This is a genomic window from Brevibacterium sp. LE-L (assembly GCF_050214925.1).
Lineage (GTDB): Bacteria > Actinomycetota > Actinomycetes > Actinomycetales > Brevibacteriaceae > Brevibacterium.
Genome location: NZ_CP189759.1, coordinates 1,134,812 through 1,158,040, shown reverse-complemented (window position 1 = coordinate 1,158,040; position 23,229 = coordinate 1,134,812). Strand labels below are relative to the sequence as shown.

Annotated in this window: 22 protein-coding genes; 7 read left to right on the top strand and 15 right to left on the bottom strand. The window is 59.7% G+C overall.

The window, feature by feature from the left end:
• Positions 1-320: 320 nt before the first annotated feature.
• The 6 genes from ACQE2J_RS05190 to ACQE2J_RS05165 all read right to left on the bottom strand — a co-directional run bounded on the left by ACQE2J_RS05190 (position 321) and on the right by ACQE2J_RS05165 (position 6,062).
• Positions 321-1,802: a phytoene desaturase family protein gene (locus ACQE2J_RS05190; protein WP_426937239.1), complete on the bottom strand. Its 1,482-nt coding sequence runs from the start codon at positions 1,800-1,802 to the stop codon at positions 321-323.
• 176 nt (positions 1,803-1,978) lie between these two features.
• Positions 1,979-2,641 (bottom strand): response regulator transcription factor, encoded by a 663-nt coding sequence (locus ACQE2J_RS05185; RefSeq protein ID WP_135811128.1) that lies wholly within the window; start codon positions 2,639-2,641, stop codon positions 1,979-1,981.
• Positions 2,641-3,807 carry a sensor histidine kinase gene (locus tag ACQE2J_RS05180; protein WP_426937238.1) on the bottom strand — a complete coding sequence of 389 codons (1,167 nt, stop codon included), beginning with the start codon at positions 3,805-3,807 and terminating at the stop codon, positions 2,641-2,643. The genes ACQE2J_RS05185 and ACQE2J_RS05180 overlap by 1 nt, the downstream gene beginning before the upstream one ends.
• Positions 3,808-3,911: 104 nt before the next feature.
• Positions 3,912-4,700, bottom strand: a complete 789-nt coding sequence (locus ACQE2J_RS05175; protein ID WP_426937237.1) for an ABC transporter permease subunit — start codon at positions 4,698-4,700, stop codon at positions 3,912-3,914.
• A 1-nt stretch (position 4,701) separates the two neighbouring features.
• Complete coding sequence (locus ACQE2J_RS05170; protein ID WP_135811137.1) at positions 4,702-5,667, bottom strand: ABC transporter ATP-binding protein; 966 nt, start codon at positions 5,665-5,667, stop codon at positions 4,702-4,704.
• Complete coding sequence (locus ACQE2J_RS05165) at positions 5,664-6,062, bottom strand: hypothetical protein (RefSeq protein ID WP_426937236.1); 399 nt, start codon at positions 6,060-6,062, stop codon at positions 5,664-5,666. The genes ACQE2J_RS05170 and ACQE2J_RS05165 overlap by 4 nt, the downstream gene beginning before the upstream one ends.
• Positions 6,063-6,325: 263 nt before the next feature.
• Here ACQE2J_RS05165 and ACQE2J_RS05160 point away from each other — a divergent pair, with 263 nt between their 5' ends.
• Together ACQE2J_RS05160 and ACQE2J_RS05155 are read left to right on the top strand one after the other, a co-directional pair.
• Positions 6,326-7,603 (top strand): sensor histidine kinase, encoded by a 1,278-nt coding sequence (locus tag ACQE2J_RS05160; protein ID WP_135811124.1) that lies wholly within the window; start codon positions 6,326-6,328, stop codon positions 7,601-7,603.
• Entirely contained in the window at positions 7,600-8,262 is a 663-nt protein-coding gene (locus ACQE2J_RS05155) for a response regulator transcription factor (protein ID WP_135811123.1), read from the top strand. The genes ACQE2J_RS05160 and ACQE2J_RS05155 overlap by 4 nt, the downstream gene beginning before the upstream one ends.
• A gap of 59 nt (positions 8,263-8,321) precedes the next feature.
• On the opposite strand, the gene ACQE2J_RS05150 is transcribed toward ACQE2J_RS05155, so the two are convergent.
• The 3 genes from ACQE2J_RS05150 to ACQE2J_RS05140 are packed head-to-tail and all read right to left on the bottom strand — an operon-like array spanning position 8,322 to position 10,854.
• Positions 8,322-8,744 carry a hypothetical protein gene (locus ACQE2J_RS05150; RefSeq protein ID WP_135811122.1) on the bottom strand — a complete coding sequence of 141 codons (423 nt, stop codon included), beginning with the start codon at positions 8,742-8,744 and terminating at the stop codon, positions 8,322-8,324.
• Entirely contained in the window at positions 8,741-10,099 is a 1,359-nt protein-coding gene (locus ACQE2J_RS05145) for an FtsX-like permease family protein (RefSeq protein ID WP_168216804.1), read from the bottom strand. Before ACQE2J_RS05145 ends, ACQE2J_RS05150 begins: the two co-directional genes overlap by 4 nt.
• Positions 10,093-10,854 carry an ABC transporter ATP-binding protein gene (locus ACQE2J_RS05140; protein WP_135811120.1) on the bottom strand — a complete coding sequence of 254 codons (762 nt, stop codon included), beginning with the start codon at positions 10,852-10,854 and terminating at the stop codon, positions 10,093-10,095. The genes ACQE2J_RS05145 and ACQE2J_RS05140 overlap by 7 nt, the downstream gene beginning before the upstream one ends.
• Before the next feature lie 1,074 nt (positions 10,855-11,928).
• Between ACQE2J_RS05140 and ACQE2J_RS05135 the strand changes: the two genes are divergently transcribed.
• Together ACQE2J_RS05135 and ACQE2J_RS05130 are read left to right on the top strand one after the other, a co-directional pair.
• The gene (locus ACQE2J_RS05135; protein WP_135811118.1) at positions 11,929-12,858 is read left to right on the top strand and encodes an ABC transporter substrate-binding protein; all 930 of its coding nucleotides are present in this window, start codon (positions 11,929-11,931) and stop codon (positions 12,856-12,858) included.
• 87 nt (positions 12,859-12,945) lie between these two features.
• Positions 12,946-13,776 (top strand): isocitrate lyase/PEP mutase family protein, encoded by an 831-nt coding sequence (locus ACQE2J_RS05130; RefSeq protein WP_135811117.1) that lies wholly within the window; start codon positions 12,946-12,948, stop codon positions 13,774-13,776.
• Positions 13,777-14,005: 229 nt separating this feature from the next.
• Here the strand turns inward: ACQE2J_RS05130 and ACQE2J_RS05125 are convergent, their stop codons facing one another.
• A complete protein-coding gene (locus tag ACQE2J_RS05125) occupies positions 14,006-15,196 on the bottom strand; it encodes an integrase catalytic domain-containing protein (protein ID WP_426937235.1) in 1,191 nt (396 codons plus the stop codon).
• Between the two features lie 393 nt (positions 15,197-15,589).
• On the opposite strand from ACQE2J_RS05125, the gene ACQE2J_RS05120 reads away from it, so the two are divergent.
• A complete protein-coding gene (locus ACQE2J_RS05120) occupies positions 15,590-16,984 on the top strand; it encodes an IS1380 family transposase (RefSeq protein ID WP_426937234.1) in 1,395 nt (464 codons plus the stop codon).
• Positions 16,985-17,156: 172 nt separating this feature from the next.
• Here ACQE2J_RS05120 and ACQE2J_RS05115 read toward each other — a convergent pair whose 3' ends face one another.
• Positions 17,157-18,428: an integrase catalytic domain-containing protein gene (locus ACQE2J_RS05115; RefSeq protein WP_240688886.1), complete on the bottom strand. Its 1,272-nt coding sequence runs from the start codon at positions 18,426-18,428 to the stop codon at positions 17,157-17,159.
• A gap of 186 nt (positions 18,429-18,614) precedes the next feature.
• Between ACQE2J_RS05115 and ACQE2J_RS05110 the strand changes: the two genes are divergently transcribed.
• A complete protein-coding gene (locus ACQE2J_RS05110; RefSeq protein ID WP_135810392.1) occupies positions 18,615-18,794 on the top strand; it encodes a hypothetical protein in 180 nt (59 codons plus the stop codon).
• A gap of 26 nt (positions 18,795-18,820) precedes the next feature.
• On the opposite strand, the gene ACQE2J_RS05105 is transcribed toward ACQE2J_RS05110, so the two are convergent.
• Both ACQE2J_RS05105 and ACQE2J_RS05100 read right to left on the bottom strand, forming a co-directional pair.
• On the bottom strand, positions 18,821-19,525 hold the full coding sequence (locus ACQE2J_RS05105; protein WP_346763157.1) for a peptidyl-tRNA hydrolase: 705 nt from the start codon (positions 19,523-19,525) through the stop codon (positions 18,821-18,823).
• 162 nt (positions 19,526-19,687) lie between these two features.
• The gene (locus tag ACQE2J_RS05100; protein WP_135810393.1) at positions 19,688-20,188 is read right to left on the bottom strand and encodes a DinB family protein; all 501 of its coding nucleotides are present in this window, start codon (positions 20,186-20,188) and stop codon (positions 19,688-19,690) included.
• A gap of 164 nt (positions 20,189-20,352) precedes the next feature.
• On the opposite strand from ACQE2J_RS05100, the gene ACQE2J_RS05095 reads away from it, so the two are divergent.
• On the top strand, positions 20,353-20,922 hold the full coding sequence (locus ACQE2J_RS05095) for a cupin domain-containing protein (RefSeq protein WP_135810394.1): 570 nt from the start codon (positions 20,353-20,355) through the stop codon (positions 20,920-20,922).
• On the opposite strand, the gene ACQE2J_RS05090 is transcribed toward ACQE2J_RS05095, so the two are convergent.
• Both ACQE2J_RS05090 and ACQE2J_RS05085 read right to left on the bottom strand, forming a co-directional pair.
• Positions 20,909-21,985, bottom strand: coding sequence for an alpha/beta fold hydrolase (locus ACQE2J_RS05090; RefSeq protein WP_205749958.1), 1,077 nt, complete (start codon positions 21,983-21,985; stop codon positions 20,909-20,911). The genes ACQE2J_RS05095 and ACQE2J_RS05090 overlap by 14 nt on opposite strands.
• A 128-nt stretch (positions 21,986-22,113) precedes the next feature.
• On the bottom strand, positions 22,114-23,133 hold the full coding sequence (locus tag ACQE2J_RS05085; RefSeq protein ID WP_135810395.1) for an aldo/keto reductase: 1,020 nt from the start codon (positions 23,131-23,133) through the stop codon (positions 22,114-22,116).
• Positions 23,134-23,229 lie beyond the last annotated feature (96 nt).

Below are 23,229 nucleotides of genomic sequence, written 5' to 3'. Positions count from 1 at the left end.
CAGACCCTGCATGCGGCAACGCACGCTCCCCCAGAAGGTCGGCGAACGTGGGAGCGCTCTGGCAGGCGTCTTGCCGTGGGTACTGGTGGCTGGCCTCACGGGAGGGGGCACCGTGATCGAACACACTTCACTCGGCGGCTGCGATGCTGCGGCCCCGGCTGGTTCACCTCCTTGCCGGACGTGAACTCAGCACGGATGATCCGCACGAGCGAGTCGCCTTGAGCCATCCGACGTCATCACCACATCGGTGGTCCGAGTGCGATCGGCCGAATTCGGATACACCGAGGTTGGAAGACTAAAGGTTGAGTTGATTCCGGCGCTTATGTCGCCGCCAGACTCGGCTCGGAAGAGATCCCGAACTGTGAACGCAGCGCCCTCACAGCTGCGTACCATCCGTTCATTCCGTGCACGCCAGGAGCAGGCGGCGTGGCCTGCGAACACAAAAACACACCAGGAGCACCTAGGCTGTACTCGTCCCAAGCCACACGTGGTCGTGCCATCATCCGATAGAAGGTCACAAGACCAGTCGCGATGTCGCCGCCAACGTAGTTCTGATTGTGGTCAGCCATCTGCGAGGCAGGTATCGATACGTAGTCGACAATGGTGTCGCGGAAGCCCGGAGCGAAGCGCTCGATCTGACCGATGATGCTTTCTGCTGGATCCACTGAACAGTCGAACGGCACATGGCAATATGTCCACAGAGGACGCAGGCCACCGACTTCCCGTCCTGGATCGAACACAGTCGGATCAGATACCAAGCACACTGGATGTTCGGGCATGCGACCATGCGCGACCTCTGCTTCAGCGAAAGCCATCTGAGCACGGGTTCCACCAACATGAACAGTTCCAGCTCGACCGACAGCGGGATCTGCCCACGGGACCGGACCATTGAGAACAAAGTCGACTTTGGCTGCTGCATTGCCGTGTTTGAAAGTCCGCAGCGCTTTGTCGACACCGGGCGGCAGAACTCCTCTGAAGATACTCGCCGCGTCGGCGGCCGAAGTGTCAAGGAGATAGGCGTTGGCATGCGGCATATCAGAGACGTGTCGAATCCGCGCTTCCGTCGTCATGGTGCCGCCGTGCTCTTCGAAGTCCGCGACCATGCTGTCGACGATCGCCTGCGATCCGCCTATCGGTGCCGGCCATCCGACTGAGTGGGCCAACATCGACAGCATCGTGGCAGTTGCAGCACTGGCCATGCTGGGAAGCTTGCCGATTGTGTGGGCAGATACTCCTGTAAACAGTGATTGAGTCGCCTCGTGTGTGAAGGGCACGTTCCACAGTCGCCCGGATTGCGACAGCAATCGTGTTCCGAATCTCGCAATGCTGATGAGTCCCTGAATATCACGAAGAGTTTCAGGAAGTGACCGTTTGTCGCTGAGGGACAGCCAAGTCAAATCATCGACACGGTCCAAAAGCGGAGCGAAGAAGCGTCGCCACTCGGGTCCGGCCTTGCCAAGACGATCAGTAGTCTTGTTCAGATCGTGGTAAGCAAGCGCGGCGCGCCCTCCGTCGAGCGGTTGAGCGTAGGCAATTTCAGGGGTGAAGAATTCGACGCCTCGAGCACGGAGGTCGAACTCTGCGAAGAACGGGCTGGCAAGCGCGAGGGGATGCCCGGCCGAACACATATCGTGGGTGATGCCCGGAGCGATCCCTAAATCGAGAGTCCTCGCCCCACCGCCGATAGTAGGTTGCGCCTCATACACATGAACGCTCAGTCCTGCGCGAGCCATGGTCACCGCTGCAGACAGACCGTTGGGGCCGGACCCGACGACAATGACGTCGGCCTCACCACGATTCATTGAAGCAGTCCAACTTGGTCGCTTGACTCCGCCTGTCGAAACGGCAAGACGGAAATACGGACTTCGCACACAATGCGGTTGGCTTGGCCAGCGCACCTGGGTTTGGAAAGCGATGACCTTGAGCGGGTCCTCTGCCTGCGTCTTTCACCGGTGGCTGACGGCTGATCAGTCAATCTTCATCGCCTTATCTGTGCGTCTCGAACGATCAAAGCAATCTGGAGCCTGCCGGAAACCTCGAGTTTGTTGAAGATACTGCTGACTTGAGCCTTGACGGTCGGGACAGAAATATAGAGTTCCCGAGAAATATCAGCGTTGGCTTTGCCGTCGCTGATTGCAATTGCGACTTCCAGTTCTCGCGGAGACAGTCGCTTCAGTTGCCGCTGCGCGATCTTCTGCCGGTCGGAATTGAGATGCACCAGACCGATGAGCTGCCGAGACACTGACGGCGACAGCAACGTGTGTCCATGTGCTGCGCTGCGAATCGCCTCCAGCAGCTCTGCCGGTTCCGTGTCTTTGAGCAAGTAACCGGTTGCACCAACCCTCAGCGCTTCGGTGACTTCTTCATCGAGATGAAAAGTCGTGAGCACGATGACTGCCGGAGACGCAGGTCTGCGTTTGATCAACTCAGTCGCTTGGATCCCGTTCATCTGGGGCATGCGGATGTCCATGAGGACGACGTCGACGCCCTCGAGATCGGAATCGACGACCTCCTGACCGTCGGAGAAGCAGCCAAAAAGGATCACTCCATCAGTTGGAGACAAGACAGCTGTCAACGCTGCCCGTACGTAAGGGTCATCATCGACTACAGCGACGGTGATGGCCGATTCTCTGCCCGTCATCACTTCTCCTCCCACGGCAACCACACTTCCACCTCGAACTTATCCGCAACCGTCCGGCCTGCGGTCAACCAGCCGTCATGGACCTTGATACGTTCCGCCATCCCCAGCAAGCCAAACCCTCCCGAGCTGCCTCGACCATCGTCAGAGCCCACAGCGTTTGTCGACCGAATCGAAAGACCGGATTCGGTGTTCCCCGCGATCACCAAGGTGAGCAGACGATCAGAACTGTGCTTACGGGCATTTGTCAGAAGCTCCTGAACCGCTCGATACGCAATACGTGCGATGTTCGGGGGCAGTCCTGGAGCTAGCGAGACTTCAGCGTCAACCTCTTGGCCTGAAGCTCGCGATTCTTCGACCAGTTCGAGAATGCTCGCTCGTGCAGAATCCCGGTCAACGCAGACTTCGGCGGCCCGTCCCAAACGAACTCCACCGACAACAGTTCGCAGTTCGGCAAGCGCGTCGTTCGAATTCTTCTGCAGCGTTGCCGCAAGTTCGGCCAGGTCCGAGGGGATCTGGTCTCTTCTGAAGCTCAACGCGCCTGCACTCATGCTGATCAATGACAGTCGGTGTGCCAGTGAGTCATGCATATCCCGAGCGATCTCCTCTCGTTCAACACGGCGAGCCCAATCAGCAACGAGATCTCGCTCCCGAGCCAATTGTTCCGCACGCTCTCCGAGTGCTCGTACAACTTCGCGTCGAGACCGCAGTGCCATTCCCCACCCGACGACGAGCAGGGACCCAAGGCCAAGAGGAATGGCGGCTTTCCAGAAGTCACCTTCGGCAAGCGGTGTTCCCACGAGAATCTGCATGGGGGCACTGATCAGTGCCAGCACCGTGATCCACAGGGTTGGGGCCCACCGCCGATGGCTTGCTACAGAGAACAGTGCAATAAGGCTGGGCCCCGACAATATCGGGAGAACGATCGAGCCGACGATGAGCGTGGTGGCCAGAATGATGCCGTATTTCCGCCGCCACCACTGTGCAAAGATACTCAGAACACCCACCGTGTAGCTCACGATATAGTACCCGGCCCCGGCATATTTCGGCTCCGGTTCGGGATCGATCACCCATACAGTCACCATCAGGGCGGCAATCGCCATCGCGCCGGCGTCGAGCCAACGCTGACCAGTCTTGCGACGAGACTTGCCGAAAGCTTCGTCCCCCATCTGCCGCTCCTTCAGACTCGGATCTAGGTGTCACTCATACCAGCATGCCGCGTGGCACCAATACCTGCGACCCCTAATCGCTTCGAATGAGTAGGCGGCCCCTTCTACTCGTCCCGCCGCAGTTGACTCGCAAACGCCGCTGCAATGAATAGTGAGAGCCAGCCGATTGTGACACCGACGGCCGTTCCAGTCTCCATATAGCCGACTGTTCCCGGCTGCGCTTGGCCGGTCAGGCTTTCCATGGGTCCCCCTGGCGCAAGTCGCACAGCGATATCGGCCCACACTGATGAACCGAGTTCTGCCATCACCATGGGGAAGAACGCAATCAAGAGTGTGAGTAGAACGGCTCCCGTTGCATGGCGCGTGACGAAGGCCAGGCTCGCAGCGATCAAAGGGTAAACGAGTGTGAACACGCCAGTGACTGTCACAGCTCGGATAGTGCTGACATCGCCCAAACCAATGCTTGGCCGGTCCGTTCCCGAGAGGATCAGCTGACCGACTGCGTAGCACAAGAAGGAGAGAACGAGGCCGCTCAGCAGACTGATCGCCGCTACGAACAGCAGTTTCGAAGTGATCAGTCGCCCGCGACGTGGTGTCACCGCAAGTGATTGCTGGATCATGCCCGTTGAGTATTCTGTCGCCACGACATTTGATGCCAGTACAACGAGAAGCCATGTTCCAAGGAAGGGACCGATCAGGCTTAGCGACAGCGGATCTGCGCTGCCGTCGTTGAACACGGTGATAAGCACAGTGACGAACACTGCCACCCCTATCGAGAGCGCAATCGTCAGACCCGTGGACTTGGCGCTCAGGATCTTGACAATTTCGCCCTCCAGGCAATCACGCAGTCGGGGACGGGCGCTCGCTGTCTGGATTGGATCTGCTGTGGCCACCTCAACCACCCGTTCGTGCAGTCGTCGCCACAGAGGCGAGCATTGGATCGTGTTCCGTACCTTCATACTCGAGTGCGCCCGCGGTCAGATCCATAAATGCTTGCTCCAACGTTGTCTGTACCTGAGCCAGGTGATGTAGTGGGAGGCCGCTGCCGACAACAATCTCACCGACTTGAGCTGCCGAAAAGTTGCGGATGATCAGCGTTCTACCACTATCGTCGGTGCTGTCCCGCTCCACGCTTGCGTCGGACCTTTCGAGAAGACGCACAAGCTCGTCGGGCTCGGGAGAGACTGCGACGGTATGACTCGATCGCGCATGCTGATGAAGGTCGGCCATCGTGGACTCCACAATCAAGCGCCCCCGGCCGATGACAATGATTCGATCAGCCACTGTTTCCATTTCCGATAGCAGGTGACTGGAGATGAAAACAGTACGGCCCTCGTTCGCCAGCTCCTTGAAGAGCGATCTGGCCCACATCACCCCTTGGGGGTCGAGTCCGTTGATCGGCTCATCGAGAATCAGATGCGTGGGATCGCCGAGTAGGGCGGACGCGATTCCCAAACGTTGGCGCATCCCAAGAGAGAAGTCGCGAACCTGTTTCCGGGCCGCCTCTCCCAACCCAGTCTGTTCGAGCACCTCATCGATCCGCGATTTCGGAAGTCGAGCAGCTCGCGCCTGCCAGGCCAGATAAGCGCAGGCAGTCAAGCGAGGTTGTCGGCTGCCAGACTCAAGCATCGCACCGACGGTGCGTGAGGGAGCCGGAAGGTCAGCAAACTTCTCGCCGTCGACGAGCGCGACGCCATCACTGGGACGATCAAGGCCCAAGATCATTCTCATGGTGGTGGACTTTCCGGCCCCATTCGGCCCAAGAAACCCGGTGATGGAGCCGTTGGGGACAGTAAACGAAAGGTCATCGACAACAGTGGCATCGCCATAGCGTTTGGTGAGGTGATGGGTTTGAATCACGACTGCCACTCCAGAAGTGCGTCTTCCCAGTCAGGGTTGTCCGTCTTCTCGAGAAATGCCCGGTGGTTGAATAGGACATACATTACGGTTCCGTCTTTGAGTTCAATAATGACCGGAGCTCCCCATTTGGCCGAGGCACCGCCGATGAAGGCACCATAATGCTTGTCAAATTGGCGAGTGACTCTCCGAACCGATGTCGGAGAGAGGGTGATTGAACCTTTGGTGTCCCAACTTGTGAGTTCTAGTTGAGAAGCAGTCAAGATCGCTTTCCCTCGATGGGGAAAGAGTGCCCGTTGATTGATCAACGCGGCCGCACGCTTCGCCGGCCCGGCGTCAGACAGCTCGGTGCGAAGGGCTGCAATGTACTCGCTTGATCTGATGATTGGTGTGTTCATGTCGTCGAGCCTAGGTATCGCACCTGGCTGCTGAATCGGCCTTTAGCGTCGATTTATGCGACCAAAGTATGCATTTTCGCACGATGTTCAGTTCGCTGTGGTGCCGCAGTCAGCCACTTGGGTACATTCAGGATATCGCCCAGTCCAACGGCAAGCTCAGATTCGAGGATGCCCGTGGACTCTTGTCGCACTGATTACCAGAGTGTGCAGCAAGCGCGAGCTCTGTTCAGCAAGTCGACCTGATCAGTCAATCGACGGCATCAATGCGTATTGGGGGTTTCATGCGAGACACGAATGTCGTTGGAAGACCATCGGGCCAGCGATCGCTGGAGCGACCGTTTCGACGGATCATCTGCGAGTTCGTCGCAGTTTTGCTTTGGCCGTTTGAGTGCGTGGCAATCGTGTTCTTTCCGTTGTTGCCTTTCGCAGCTGCCGGAATCGCTGAGTTCGAGCGAGCTCGAGCACGGGAATGTGGACAATCGATACCCCGTATCAGGCCGAATGGCGCCCCATGGATGTCGTGGGCAGCAGTACGTGTCCGCTCATCTCCTTTGTGGTCCCAAGATGTTCCTCTGACCCTCGCGTCGGCTGTTGTCGGCCTGGCTTCGAGCACAACATTCGCTGTTGCGCTTATAGCATCGGTGGTTCTCATAGCCACACCAGTTCTGGTCAGTCGGGGAACCGGTGCAGTATTCGGTCCTGTGGAAGTTTCGGATGCACCCGGTGCGGTTTCTGTAGTTCTGATCTGCACAGTTGTCCTGCTGCTCATGGGCACTTCAGCTGTGTGGCTGTCTCTTCTGCGAGACGCTATCGTGCGTGCAGTGAGCCGTCCCGCGACCTCACAGCTTGTCTCCGAGCTCAGAGACGTCCGGTCCAACCGGGCAGAGATCGTCTCTGCGTTCGAACTTGAGCGACAGCGGATTGAACAGGACCTTCATGACGGCGTTCAGCAAGATCTCTTGGCACTGTCAATGAGCCTCGGGCTGCTCGACTACCGTCTCGGACCGACGAGTGGCGAGCATGACCTTGTCTTACGCGCTCGCAGGCAAGTCGAGACGTCTCTGCAATCTCTGCGAGAAATCGTGCACGGGGTGCACCCGAAAGAACTGTCAGACCTCGGGTTGAATGCCGCCATCACGGGCCTCTGCGAAAGGTCTGCCGTCGCTGTCGAGATCGATATCGACGGCAAAACTGACGAGATCTGTTCCACCACAGCTAGCGCACTGTACTTCGCAGCCTCTGAGGCGCTGAGCAACGTAGCCAGACATGCAGGCACAGGTCGGGCCTATCTCAGACTCAGACGCCTCAATGGCAGACTGTCGCTACTTGTGTCTGACAACGGCAGAGGCACAGCACACATCGATACGAAGAAGCGTACGGGCCTCGCCGGTCTACGTCACCGTATGCAGAGTGTGAATGGAGACCTCCACATCCACTCGGATCCGCACAAAGGGACTCGGATTGAAGCGACTGCTCCCGCAGTGCTCTCAACGTCGACGGGCGAACCGAGCCGTTACGTCAGTCATGAGCGTGAAGCATGAGGATCGTGATCGCTGAGGATGCCGCGCTCATCCGCGCGGGCCTGTCAGAGATTCTGACATCCGCCGGGCACGAGGTCACAGGCGAAGTCTGCGACGCTACCGAATTGGAAAACGTGCTGAGAGAACTCGCTGAGACGAGCTCTCTTCCGGACCTCGTTGTCAGCGACGTGCGCATGCCGCCGAGAAATGCCGACGACGGTCTGGAAGCAGCTGTTCGGCTGCGTGAGAAGCACCCTGACTTGCCAATAGTTCTTCTCTCCGCCTATATCGGGGGACCATACCTTCGAAGACTCGTCCAGAATGAAGCTTCGCAAGGCGGGATCGGATACCTGCTCAAAGAACGAGTGAGTCACGTCCGCGAGTTTCTTCAATCGCTCGACGTCGTCGCCAGTGGCGGCTTCGTCATCGACCCGGAGGTTCTGCATGCAGCCATGCACAACGAACGCGACGAATACCCCGGCGGGCACCTCACTGAGAAAGAACGCCAGGTCATCGAGTTCATGTCTCGTGGCCTATCGAATACTCAGATAAGCGATCAGCTGAGCATTTCCGCTCAAGGTACGAGTAAACATATTGCATCCATATTCCAGAAGATGGGGCTACATGCTGATGAGGACAACCGTCGCGTGCGAGCCATCCTCCGCTGGCTTCGAACCTAAAAGGGATACGATTCCCCTGCATCGCTCCATGACGATGCGTAAAGCGAATCGCTGCGTCATCAGCTTTCACTGCCGACCGTCTTCAACGGATCGACCTCGGTGCCTTTCGGCACTGTGATCCGATAACTGACCTGACAGATTCCAACCGTTGACGCACACGGTTTGCCCAAATCCAGTGTGCCCTGTTCAAGCGTCCATTCTGGATCGTCTGGCGCAGTTCCGAACGCAGTGCGATATTCTCGAACTGTGATTGATCCAGGCTCACCGTGGTCCACTTCCACGTCCGCGTAGTCGTTGGCGACTTCTAAAACTGTCTCGTCGAAATCAAAGGACTCGACGCGTTGTGCATCAGAATCTTTCCCCGTCGAGGGCGGACCGCAGCCGTTCAAAGCCGCCACGAGGCCGATGGCAACCAGGCCGTATATTGTCGTCCTCTCCACAGCAGGAAGCAGCGGCAAACTGACGTTGTTTTGATCACTCACGAGTATTCTCCTTGTGTATTTGTTGACCGCGGTTTTTCATCGCGTGCATTTTGGACAGGCTGATGGATTGAGATAAGAGCGGTACCGATGGCCAATCCGATAGTGGCCAAAGAAATAACAAGAAATGCCGACCACGGGAGCTCATGCAAGGCAGAGCTGAGACTGATGTCGCTGACGCTGCTCAAGACGAGAATCGTGGCCGAAAGAAACAATGCTTCATACAGGAGAGCTGTGATGGCGTAGATGATGCCTTCGAGGCAGACTGTCTGCAGAAGTAATTTCCTACTTGCACCTGCAGCAATGAGAAGTCGCCGCTCTCGGGCCCGTGACTGACCGATCAGCGCGATAATACAGATTCCGCCGCCCCATGCGACAACTATCGTCGGCCCGAGCAGAACACCGATTTCGGTAAGAGAGGTGCCCCCGCCCGAGATGGCACCTCCACCATAAAGTACCGCCAGCAACGACGATGCGATCGCAAACGGCACAACTGTTGCCAGAGTGCGTGAAGCAGCAAAGCGACAAGCTTCGCGAGCTAGAAACCATGGGGCGGACTGCGAGAATACGAGAGCCGTCCATCCCCAGAGCAGTGGCCGAATCGTCCACAACGGAACAAGCAATGTTGCAACGATCAAAAGCAGCAGACCTGACAAGGCTCCAGCCGCCCGGTCATCCGAACCGCCCAAAGGCAATAACGACACGGCCAAGAGAATTGCCGTACCTCCGACAAACAGCATGACGGCGAGGCCTGAGCGGACCCACGCTATATGCGGCTTGTGCGTGCTGGCTTCGCGCAAAGCAGTCGCTGCTGGAATCTTCGACGCTCTCCTGGTGGGTCCCCATGTTCCCCAGACGGCGGCCAACACCACGAGGAGAAGGATTGCGTACGGGTGCCAATATGCGGCCACCGGCAACTGACCCGAAGCAACAATGCCGATCGCTGCCCATTGCCACAGGATCACCGTCGCAGCTGCATACGACAACGGAATCGCTGCTGCTGCGGCAAACAGGACGAGGCATGCAATCTCGGCTCTTAACATTCGCTTCAATTGTTTGGGGGTGAACCCGATAAACAGCAACCTCGCATGGTTCGGCGCTTGGCTGGTGAGAATGAAACCAGCGGTCGATCCCACGACCCCGGACGTTGCAGTCAACGTCAGAAGTGAAACCGTGCCTCCGAGAACGCGAACTCCTTCCAGCGCATCGTTCACGGGGGCGGGCTCAGCTGTGTGCAGCCCAGAAGAGACCGCGATGATGACACCTCCGGCACACGCAGCTCCGAGACCCGCCGATACAAACGCCGGCAGCCAGAGTCGGATGTGGAATCGGAGATCTGAAAGCATGAATTTCAGCAACGAGGACGCTCCTTGATCTGAAGAAGGCATTCTGAGATTCGCTCCGGAGAACCGCCAGGAAGGTCGAATCTGAAACGTCCCGATTCCATGACGTATACATGATCCGCACGTGCCGCGGCGTGCACGTCGTGAGTCACCATTACGACGGCGGCTCCTTCGCTGGCCGTCCTGCGCAGCCAATGGAGAACCTTCGCTGAAGCGGACAGGTCCAACGATCCTGTCGGTTCATCGGCGAAGACGATCTCAGTGTGGTTGGCCATGACTCTCGCGATGGCGGTCCTTTGTTGTTCTCCTCCCGAAAGCTGGTGAGGACGATGACTCTTCCGATGGGAGAGTCCCACTTCGTCAAGATTCTCATCTGCTTTGGTTCGGCCCATCGGTTGTCTACGCAATAATGATGGCAACCGGACGTTGTCGCGAGCGGTCAGAGAGCCAACGAGGTTGTGCTCTTGAAAAACAAACCCGATGTGAGCTCGACGCAGAACCGCGCGTCGTTCGTAGCTCAACTTCGAAATCTCAGAGCCAGCGATGACCACCTCACCGGCGTCAGTGTCCTCGAGACCGCCTGCGCAGTGCAGGAGAGTCGATTTCCCCGAGCCAGACGGTCCGACAATTGCAATAAATGTTCCAGAATGAACAGTCATGGACACGTCCGACAGGATGGTCACAGGCATTTCGCTTCCGGGGCTGGGAAAAGATTTCTGTAAGCCATGAACTTGCAGCGCGGGTAGCCCGGTTCCCGAATTTTCAGTCATAGGATCATTTCAGCAACTCCGACGATGCAGGGAAATGGAGCCGCGTCCCGAATATTCGGTGGTGCTGTCTATACCTCGATAAGCAGCCAAGCTATTCACTGCTGCACACGGTCGTGGAGCTGTTGAGCAGCAACGATGATGGGCTGTTTCGTATACGAGGTGGAATACGGCTCAGGGCCGATCACGGAGCAAAACTGAGTTCAGTGCTAGGCAGCTGACACCAATACAGACGACGGCATCTAGACCGTGTGCAATAAATGAACCGACCGCAGTTGGCCCGCCCCAGGCATTCAACGTCAGCGCTGGATTGAAGCCGACAGTGGCTTGAAATCCCATCCTGAAGACAAGGAAGAAGTTGAACACCATCAGCGCTGTTCCGATGACGGTTCGAATCACTCCGCCGAATGACGTACGCGCTGACCGTATCGTCCAGGCGGCTCTAGAAGTTGTACGTATGCTGACCGGCCAGGTCACCCAGCGACAAGACCTGGAGCGCAGACTCACAATGAGCGCAGACACACCGACAACTGCACCGACGACTGCGTGAGGAACGATGGCATTGAGCTCAGGACGATGCTCGCCGGACAATGATCCGGTATTCGTTGCCGTGATTGCGCCCAGCAACATACCGATGAGCAGGACGACCGAGCACATGAAAACCATTGTCTTCGAAACTCTTCGCCATGGTCGTTGCCGCATGGACTTACCTCGCAGTACTTCTCGCACCCTCAAGTCTGCCGACCGCGGGCGCGGGTATGTCGTTGGTGAATCAGCGCTTCACCATGAATGTAGCGCCGATCATGGAACATACGCCCATTTTCTATACTTTGGTCGGAACTTCCGATACGTCGGTAGGCCTCTCCGTTCTGGAACGTGGACCGGAAGAGCAATTATCAGTAAGGTTAGGCTCACCTATTGTGGCGCTGAGGTCGGTTTGCGCCCTTTTATACGAACTGGGAGTCTCTCGTGCACTTATCGAACCATCAAAGAAGAGTCGCTGACCTCCGCGGCCAAATCCATCGCATTTCAAACCATCTGACTCGCCGCAGATTGTTGGCAGCGGGGCTCAGCACTATGGCTTTTGGGACCGTGGGCTGTTCATCGATCGGCGACCATGATTCTCCTGGCGCACACGCTCGGAGCATCGAACACGCTTTTGGATCAACCCAGGTACCTGAAGATCCTGAACGTGTGGTGGCCCTCGGATACACCGATGTCGAAGTCTTGCTCTCCCTGGGCATCGTGCCCGTCGGCTTCACCGATTTCTTCGGCACGGGGCTCAATGATTGGGCTCGGCACCTTGCCGGGAAGAAGACTCCGGAGCGCTGGGAACTCACCGACGGAGTGCCGCTTGAGAAGATCATCGAGCTGGAACCAGACCTCGTTATTGCCAGCGATGCTCTGGACAAGTCCAGCTATGACCGGCTGAATGCGGCAGTGCCGACCGTGGGGCCATTTGAAAAGAATGCCGCCTTCGGCACCCCGTGGCGTGATCACACTCGCCGCACGGCCAAAGCTGTCAACCGAGTCGATCGAGGCGAGAAGGTCATCAGTGAGCTGGAAGAACGGTACGCGGACGCCCAAGCGCGACATTCAGCTTTTCTCGACACGACGCTCACGTACACTTGGCCGATTGCGCCCGACTACTATGTCTACGGCGCAAGCGATCCGCGGGTGCAGGTGTTCCTGGAACTCGGGTTCGTACTGACGGAAGCAGTTGAAGACCTCGACCGTGACGAATCCAAGGCGTCGGAGGCCGGAATCGCACTCAGCGCCGAACGGCTCAACCTGCTCGATGCCGACCTCATCGTTGCCCAGAACTATGGGGATGAACGCGACGGTGTTGAACGGCGCGATCTGTTCGGCAACATCCCCGCAGTAAAACAGGGCAACCTCCTCTGGCTGCCCGAACGAATCTCCGATGGCCTGGCATTCGGGACAGCCTTGAGCACCTCAGCAGTTCTGGACGATCTAGTGGCATTGATCAGCAAAACAGTGGATTAGCTCTCACTACCGTGCGCACGCCAGCCCGCTGACTGTCAGGTCCGAATTCCGCCAGACACGGGCAAAGTGCCTTGGTTCACTTGAGACATGATGTATATCACTCGAGATAAGACAACCCAGTTTCATGCTCTCCACCATGCAGAGTCCCCTCTTTTACTCAGCAATGCGTGGGATGCCGCATCAGCACGAATTGCTGAGGCAACGGGAGTATCGGCGATCGCCACCACCAGCGCCGGTATCTCCTGGGCCGCGGGACTACCCGATGGCGACTATCTGGAAAGATCGCGGGCCGTAGCTGTGGCCGAATCCATCATTGGGGCAAGCGAGCTTCCGGTAACTGCGGATATTGAGGGCGGATACGCGGACACAGCTTACGGTGTCTCCGAAACGGTCAAAGCCTTTCTCGACGTCGGGGTCGTCGGAATCAACATCGAAGACGGAGACAGATCGGCCGATGACGCGGGCAACCGGATTGCAATGGCAAAGAAGGCTGCGGACTCTGCCGGTGTCGACCTGTTCATCAACGCTCGCACCGATGTCTTCCTCAAAGAGGCCGGACCCGACGAGGACCTGGTTTCCCTTGCTGTCTCCCGGGCCGAACGATTCATCGACGCTGGCGCCGACGGAATCTTCGTGCCGGGTGCCACTGAGATCGACACCGTTGCCGCACTCGTTGAACGCATTGATGCGCCTCTGAATCTTATGGTCGGGCCCGGAGCTCCCACCGTGCAGGACTTGGCCGCACTCGGCGTTGCACGAGTGAGTCTAGGCTCCGCGGTGGCTCAGGCCGCCTACGCCGTAGTGAAGAATGCAACCGCGGAGCTCTTAACATCCGGAAGCTACTCTCGGCTTGAGGATTCGCTCGATTACAGCTCCCTCAATGACTTGGCCTCGATGAATCATTCTGCAGATCAGTAGTCGATGCTGGGCTTGCACCTCCAAGCTGGAGGCAGATGCAACTCAACTTGGTCGCTGCAGCCAGGCGAGCGCGTTTGCTTTCGAGCTATCGCATCACTTCGAAACACTCTTGGCCTGAAGCCCCCCCCTGAAGCCTCATTGCAATACCTCCGGGAAAGAAACATCGTTGCCTCATAGGAAAACCTCCGGCACGGCAGGGTCGTTGCCTCAGATGAGAACCTCCGGAAGTTCACCCGTGTTCCCAGAACTTGTGGGGCACAGGCTTGGCCCGGGCTGGGTTCTTCGCCACCGATAGTGCCTCGAGCCGACCAGTGAGGTCGAGGACCTGCCGCTCCAGGGCCGCCGGTTTGATCCGTTTGAACGCAGCATTCATCGTGATGATCGGGCGTTTGCGCATGGTCTCGTGGCCGATCGCTCGCTGGTGGGGCGTCTTCGGCTGGTCATGATTCTTCGAGACTTTAGCTCCGTGGCGGGTCTTGGAGATGAGTTTCTGTTGTGGGAGCAGATAGTTCGTGAACACTCGGTCGAGTTCCCAGATCTGGTTGAGCAGCTCGAGTTCGGCTGGCGTGTCGTAGCGGAGGTAGCCGACGAGTTCGCGGACTCTGGCCCAGTTCTTCTGCTCGACATGAGCACCATCGTTCTTATTGCCAGCCCTTGACCGGGTGAACGTGATCTCATGGTCGGTGCAGTAGGCCAACAGGTGGTCGTTGATGAACTCTGACCCGTTGTCGGAATCGATGCCGATGATCGGGAAGGGGAAGACGCTGATGACGTGCTCGAGAGCTTCGAAGACCCATTTCGCGGCCTTGTTCTTCACCGACCTGTTCACCGTCCAGCCCGTGCTGATATCGGTCACGGTCAGGGTGAAGCAGTACTCGCCGGAAGCGTTGCCGCCCTCGTGGCCGACGAGGTCGATTTCGACGAACCCGGGCACCGCGTCGTCCCACTCAGCCCAGGTACGGATGGGGATCTGTGACTTCAACAGGGATCCGGGCTTGGTGTGGGACCGGCCCCGGGGAAGCATCTTCTTCCGCTCGCCGGCGAGCTTGCGATCGATGGTCGCCGCACTCATCTTCATGAGCAGGTCTGCTTGGTCATCGGTGATGTCGAGTTCTTTGTCGCGGCGCAGCATCGGCACCAGAGTCGGCAGCATCGCGGCCAGGAGGCGTCCTGCTGGTGCTCGCAGTACCGCCCAGCAGGTGATCAGCGCTGGCATCAGGTCGGGTCCATAGACGGGTTTCCGGCCCGGTTTGGGTTTGACGATGGTCGGGGTCAGCGCGTTCCTTAACGCTTGGCGGGCGTAGTCACGATGCCAGCCGGTGAGGTCGACGAGTTCATCGAGGATCCGGGTCTTGCCGGCCCGGTCGGCGCGTTTGTAGGCAAGGGCCTTCTTCTTCGTCACGGCTTGTCGTTGCTTCATTGTCAACTCCATGAAAATCAGGCGTACTCGTCATTGGTGCCTGCCTGGTGGAGCCACTCCGGTGGCGGAGGTTTTGTTCTGAGTCAACGACCCGGCCGTGCCGGAGGTTTTCAAATGAGGCAACGATGATGGTTACGCGGAGGTTTTCTATGAGTCAACGCGCCCCCCGGAGTGCCTCATGTCAAGATCCCCGGGAAATGAGGCCGTGCCTCACAGACATTTTCCCCGCCAGCCGGGTCTTAACCTTGATCCACCGATGCGAGTAGCCGGATCAAGCCGCGCGTGAAATGGAAATGCCCCTCCTGAACTGGGAAAATGGTGATGTTCTAAGTCTCCATATCCCACACAGAAAGGGGCACCTCTCAGGTGCTATTCAACCACACACCCACGACTGTGTCCCACTCCTTCGACGACACGAACCTCACCGCTGCCACCGGGCTCGTCCCGACCATGGCACTGGCCCAGAACGCCGCCCTGCCAGACCTTGCCGATGACCATCTGACCGTGACCACCACCGGGGCCGATAAGGGCGCGAACCCAGCAGCGAAGCTGGCCACACTGGTCGCGGGGATGGCCGCCGGGGCTGACTCGATCGATGACATGAACATCCTCCGCCATGGCGGCATGAAACACCTCTTCGACCGCGTCTATGCCCCTTCGACTTTGGGCTCGTTCCTCCGCTCGTTCGCCTTCGGCCACGTCAGACAACTCGACGCCATCTCCTCCCGCTTCCTGACCAACCTCAATGAACACACCCCTCTGCTGCCGGCCAGTCAGGACAACGAGCAATCATCCACAGTCTTCGTCGATGTCGACGACACCGTCATCGACGTTCACTCTGCGTCGAAGCAGGGAGCTGGGTTCGGCTACCAAGGCAGTCGCGGCCTCAACGCACTGTTGGCGACCGCGTCAACCCGCGACTCCAGCCAGATCATTGTGGGCCAGCGTCTGCGCAAAGGCTCGACCTCGTCAGCACGTGGTGCTGATAAGTTCGTCTCCGACGCTGTGGCCACCACCAAACGCATCAACCCTGGTGCTGCGGTGCTCGTTCGCGCTGACTCGGCATACTACTCATCGACCGTGACCAAAGCCGCCCACGATGCCGGGGCCAATGTGTCGATCACGGTACGCATGGACAAGAGGGTCAAAGCAGCGATCGGAACGATCAGCGACGACGCATGGACTGGCATCGAGTACCCCGATGCGATCTATGACGAGGAGTCCGGTGCCTGGGTCAGTAAGGCTGAAGTCGCCGAGGTTCCGTTCACCGCGTTCACCTCGAAGAAGAAGGCGCTGCAAACTACGGGCCGCTTGGTCGTCCGCCGCATCCCGGAGCTCAACGAGACGAAACGCGCTGCCGGGCAGGACCCATTGTTCGACTTGTTCCGTTACCACGCGTTCTTCACCACCGTCGATCAGGATCGTTTCGACACCGTTGTTGCTGATCAAGTGCACCGCAGGCACGCGATCATCGAGCAGATCAATGCGGAACTGAAAAATGGTGCCCTGGCGCATATGCCCTCCGGGGTGTTCAACGCCAACGCTGCCTGGCTCACGATCGCAGCGATCACTCACAACCTGTTACGGGCGGCTGCCGGGATCATCGGCGGGCGGATGAGCAAAGTGCGCGCCCAGACGCTGCGGACACGGATCATCGGGGTTCCGGCTCGGATTGCTCACCGGGCCAGGAAACTGATCCTGCACCTGCCCAGAGCCTGGCCGTGGGCGACGGAGTTCTCCCGGTTATGGCAATCGGCGTTGGGACCACCCCGGACAATGTCGACCTGACCAATTCGCCCTTTGGAAGGGGGCCCGAGACCGCAGTCATGGAGGAGGCTCTGGGAGGCTCAATGTGGAAGAGACCGGTGAGAGACCGGGACACTACCTCCTGCCCACTCATCGTGCCCAAGCTCAAATTCGAGTGGGCCACCGGACATCAAGCAGATCGGTGGATCAAGGCTTAACCGGCCCGGGTGTGATGGACCTTGATGCCCGCGGGATCCGGCAGGGCTTGGGCCTTCTCGATCTCGCGTTCCATCCTCGCGGTCTTGCCCGCCGCGAGCTTGATCAGCCGTTGCTGGATCTGGTCGATCTTCGCGGCGAGGTCGACCAGATCCAGGCCTGCCCGATACTGGTGAAGCTCGGCCTTCTGCTCGCCGCTGAGAATGCCGGAATCGAGCAGTCGCCGGTACGGGGTCTTCGGGGCGTCATAGACGCGTTTGCGCCTGCCCACACGGTCGGTGGAGTACCCGGTCGGTTTCTTCGTCGGGGTGAAGTAGTTCAACCGGTCATTGACCAGCGGCCACAGGCGCTGCAGCAGCTCGAGTTCGGTCGGGGTGTCGTAGCGGTAGTAGAACCCGTATCGACGCACGAGGTGGTTGTTCTTCGATTCGATCGTGGCCTGGTCGTTCTTCGTATACGGCCGTCCCCGGGTGAAGAAGATCTTGCGTTCGGCGGCCCAGTCAATGAGGGTGTGGTTGATGAACTCGGATCCGTTGTCGAAGTCGAGTCCGGTCACCAGGTAGGGCACGGTATCGACGAACTGGGTGCAGGCATCGATGACGTGGGTCGCGGCGTTGTTTCTGATCGCGTGGGTGTAGACCCATCCGGTGTGCATGTCGGTGTAGTTCACGGACCTAGCGAACTCACCCTTAAGCGTCGGACCGCAGTGGGCGACGGTGTCGACTTCGAAGAAGCCGGGTTCGTCTTCGACTTCGTCACCGGCCTTGCGCACGGTGATCGAGTTCCGCAGCAAAGGGCCGGGCTTCGTCGCTGACTTCCCGCGCAGGGGGTCCTTGTCACGGACGGGTTTGAGATACCGGTCGATAGTGGCCGGACTCATCGCCAACAGTTCTGCCCGCACAGTGTGGCTGTAGCGGCCCTTGCCCGGGATCAGGTGGTCATGGGCTTCGAGGGAGTCGAGGAGGCCGTCCATGGCCGCGGCGAGGTACTTGCCGCAGATACCACCGGCGATCGACCACACGTACTGCAGGATCTTGACTGCATCGTAGGTGTATTTGCGGGCCTTCGTCTTCCTGCCGTCGATGACCGCGACTGTCGCTTGTGCCCGTCCTTTGGGTTGTCGGGTGCGGCGGGTCAGTTGTTGGCGGGCGTGGTCACGGTTCCACCCGGTGATGGTGGTGACGGTGTCGAGGATCGCAGCTTTGCTCTTCTTCGAGGCCGTCGTGTAGGCGGTGGCGTATTTCTTCGTGATCTCGATTCTCGTGGTCATCGAAACGTCCTTATCGACCATGACCCCATCGTCGGCGTGCCCTGCTGCCCGGCGGAAGTGTTTCGCGGGGATTTTTCTGTGAGGCACGACCCCTTGGAACGCGGGGACTTTCTACGAGTCTCGTCGCCCCCTTGAGACTCAGATCACGGCATCGTATGGTGAGAACACCTGTAGGAGGTGGTCACAATGACCGGAGTCAATGAAGATTTCTACCAGCCCCAGACCCACCCCGGCGACATCATCGAAGTCGAGGACGAAGAGACCGGTGAGATGGTCAAGCACGTGATCTATCTCGACGAGTTCGGCAACGGCACGAAGACGCGGCCGCTGACCGAGGAAGAGCTGAAGGACCGCGGCGAGGCCTGAGTCGCCCCTCGCCGAGGCGGACACGATCACCAGCGGGCGCGCACGGTCTCCGTGGGTCCGTCGACTTCGGTGAAGCCTGCGTCGACGACGCTGATCTGCTGCTCGTTCGCCGCCCAGGCTTCCTTCGTCGCGGTCTGCACGCGCAGACTGAATCCCGACTCACGCCAACGATCCCGCACATCGTCTGGCATCTGCTCGAACGCCAGCTGCGCGGCGTGACCGCTCTGGGCGGCGGCCTTCCCGGTCGTCAACGTGAGCGCGGGTGAGAGTTCGATCGTCACGACCGCCTCGGCGGCGGGGACGGAGCTCTCCCCTCCACCGGGGAATTCGGTGCCGCCGACCTGGAGTTTCTTCAGCTCGGGCGGCAGCGGCTCCACGGGTCCGGGCGCGAAGACGAACGCCTCGGCGGCGGCGAAATCATCCGTCCCGCCATGAGTCACCCCCACGCACCCCAGGGCCTGTGCGTCCTCGAGCTTCTTCCCGTCACCTCGGCGCACGACCTTGCGAATGGCACCATCACGCCAGTATTCGACTGCGTCGTGCCACTCACCTCCTTCGTGGGCGCGCGGGTCGTCAAGGAAGGTGACGACGGCTCGGGCGGTGGCCTCGAGGACGTCGATATGGCGGGCGATGGCGGTCTTCGACCGGCGCACGACGATCGGCAGTGACCATGGGACTTCGTGGTCGGTCTCGTGTCGGCGCATGTGTTCGGTGCGCATGGGTTCGGTCAAAGTGCTCGCTCCTGGACGACGGTCGGAAGTCGGATGCTCCCCCCATCACAACGCCCCACAGCCGGCCGTATTCCCGTGGTCGCACCCGACTCGCCGAGGTGGCCCGCAATCGTCGAGGCAAGCCGCTGCCAGCGAGGCGATTGCTTGTCGGCCGGTCGGTCATCAGCGCCCGGTGCGTCCGTCGATGAGCTCGCGGAGGATGTCAGCATGTCCAGCATGGCGGCCGGTCTCCTCGATCATGTGGGTCAGCGCCCACCTCGCGCTGGGGCCGGTGCGGTCGCCTCGCGCACGAAGGACAGGCTTCGAGAGGTCCGTGCACCCGTCCAACACGGCATTCGCCCGACTCACAGTCTCGCGATATCGGGCGACGACGTCCTCGACGAGGTCGGTCTCTGAGCACCGGAACGTCGACTTCCAATCGGTGATCTTCTCACCCAAGAAGACGGTCTCTTCGACTCGCGTGAGGTGGTTGAGCAGGCCGAGCAGATTCGTTCCGGAAGGCACTTGAGCCGTACGCACGGCAGGTTCGGGAGCGGTTTCGACCTTGGCAGCGATCGACTCGCGCAGATAGTCGAGAAACCCGCGGAGCACGTCGATCTCTGTGTTGTCGGTCTTCGGAGGCGGAGTGTCACGGCGACGTCGCCGAGTCGTGGTTCCAGGCATATCATCCTCTTTCTCGTATGGTGCGGTGTCGCGGCCAGGGTTGCCGGGCGGAGGCAGGGCATCGCCTGATCGTGGGTTCCACGCTCCCACGGGCCATTGCAGAACCGTGAGATCTTTTGCAGAATTGCAAGTGATAACGCAGTTGTCGATGTGAGGAGCCGGTGATGGATGACAACGAAGTACTTGACACCCTTGGTCCGCGATTGCGCGGCTTCCGGCAGGCGTTCGGACTCAATCTTGCCCAACTGGCCGAGCGGAGCGGGCTGACCGCGAGCACCATCTCTCGACTCGAAAGGGGCCTGGTGCGTCCCGGCCTCGAGCAGCTGCTGCCCCTTGCCCGGGTCTACGGTCTGCCCTTGGATGAGCTGGTCGCCGCTCCCAGGGTGGGCGATCCGCGCGTCCACCTCAAACCCGTACGCAGACACGGTCTCACCTTCATCCCCCTCGGCGTCCCCACAGGCGGCCTGCAGGGCTACAAGGTCGTCTTCCCGCCGGGACCGCAGCCCGATCCTCCGAAGTTTCACACTCACCCCGGCCGCGAATGGTTCTATGTCCTCTCCGGCACACTCAACCTCACCCTGTCCGATCAGCGCACCGCCCTCGTCGCCGGCGAGGCCGCAGAGTTCGACACGATGACCCCGCACTGGATCGGCAACGCCGACGTCAATCGCCCCGCCGAGATCATCGCGCTCTACGGCACTCAGGGCGAGCGCGTCCACGTCACCGATGTGTGACCGGTGAGCGGATGAAATCGATGATCTCGGCACTGACTGCTTCAGGACTCTCCTCGGCGAGCCAGTGCCCCGAGTCGGGGACCTCCTCGGCCTTCCGCAGATCAGTCACCAACGATTCGAGGGTCGGCTGCGTCCCTGCCAAGGAGCCCTCCGCCGTCAGCAGCATCGTCGGAGCGGCAACCGGGTCTGCAGCGTCGTTGTCCCGCTCGTCCTGATCAAGTGACCTGTAGAGCTCGAATCCGGCGCGAAGCACCTCGGGGCGTGAGTACGTGCGGGTGTACTCATCGATCTCGGCATCCGAGAACGGAGCCTCGGTGCTCTCGCCGCCAAAGGCGGCTCCGTCATGGGCGACCTGTGCGTAGAACTCCTGCAGATATTCCCGGACGTCGCCCCGGTCGTCGACGAGCTTCTCGGGAATGCGCGGCCGGCTGTTGAAACTCATGTGCCAGGAGAACGTGCGATATGTCTCTGCCGGCAACACGTCGCTGCTGGGCAGCGGATAGTCCAGATGAACGTAGCTGCGCACGTCATCCGGATACCGGGAAGCATATTGGAATCCGACGCCCGCGCCGAGGTCGTGTGCGACGATATCCGCCTGCTCTCCATCGAGTTCAACCTCGAGCAGCTCGTGGACATAGCCGGAGAGGGTCTTCTTGTCGAATGCCTCCGGCGTACCCGAACTGTCACCGAATCCAGGCAGATCGATCGCATACACCGTGCGGTGTTCGGCGAGTTCCGGCATAATCTCCTTCCATGCGTACCAGGTCTGGGGCCATCCATGGATGAGCACAAGAGGCGGGCCGTCTCCTCCGACGACGTAATGCATGTTCACGTCGTCGACGTCGACGAATTCATGGCTGAACCGCTCGTTGAAGTCCGTATCGTTGCGGGTGGCCGCATCGTGCGTCCCGTTGACCGTGGAGACCGCCTCAAGGACTCCGCCACCTTGTGAAACGCTGTGGCCCAACGGGACACCGACCGCCGCCCCGATCACCAACCCCGCGCCGAGTGCCGCACCGACAAGTCTTCGCATCCGCCTCGGCGGCGTCTTCGTCTCAGTCATGCGATCAGTCTCGGCAACATAGGATCATTACTGCAATCAATTTTGCATAACTGCAAACCCGCGGCCCGGATATGACGCCCGGACCTACCGTTCGGAAGTGCCGGCCCGGACACGCCCACCCGGGCTCATCACCGGCGGCGCAGACGCGGATCGTTCAACGCAGGCGGAGCGGCGTTCTTCTCTGCGGGAGCGAGGTCGACTCCCGGCGGCACGATCTCGTCGACCGCGTCGAGCACTTCGGTCGACAGCACCACATCCGCAGCATCGAGCTGGGATTCGAGGTGGTCGAGCGTGCGCGGACCGATGAGCGCTGCCGTCACGGACCGGTGTGCAGTGACGAAGCCGAGAGCGAGCTGGATCAGCGTCAGCCCAGCTTCCTCGGCGAGTGCTGCCAACCGCTCGACCGCCTCGAGCTTCGCACGGTTCTCCGGCACCGTGAGATCGAAGCGCGATTGCATGAACGCTGACCGGCTGGTCGCGATCTCCCGACCGTCTCGGACGGCACCGGACAGCCACCCTGAGGCGAGTGGACTCCACACCAACACCCCGAGCCCGTAGTCACCTGTGACCGGCAGGACATCACCTTCGATTCCGCGCTGGAGGAGGGAGTAGTTCGGCTGCTCGGTTGAGTAGCGGCCGAGCCCCCGCTCCCGGGAGGTCCATTGCGCTTCCACGATTCGATAGGCAGGGAATGTGGAGCTGCCGAAGGCGCGGATCTTCCCGGCCCGCTGCAGATCGGTCAGGGCGGACAGCGTTTCCTCGTCGCTGGTCGCAGGGTCCCACCGATGGATCTGATAGAGGTCCACGTGGTCGGTTCTGAGCCTGCGCAGGCTTTCGTCGAGCGCCTTGACCAACCAGCGACGTGAGCTTCCACGGTGGTTGCGCTCCTCCCCCATGGGCAGACCCGCCTTCGTCGCAAGGACGACATCGTCGCGACGAGCTCCCAGCGCCTTGCCGATCATCGTTTCGGACTCTCCGCCGCTGTAGACGTCGGCGGTGTCGATGAGGTTGACACCGGCATCGAGGGCGGAGCCGACGATCGACTCGATGTCCTTCTGCTCGGTCCGGCCGATCTGGCCGAAGTTCATGGCCCCGAGTGCGAGTGTGCTGACCTGGACTCCGGTGCGTCCGAGTGTGCGGTATTCCATGACGGAACTTCCTTCCGGCGGCCTGTCCGCCATTCAGTGTCTGCGCCTCCTCTGGCATGATGGAAGCGGAGCATCGCTCCGTATTCACTATACGGA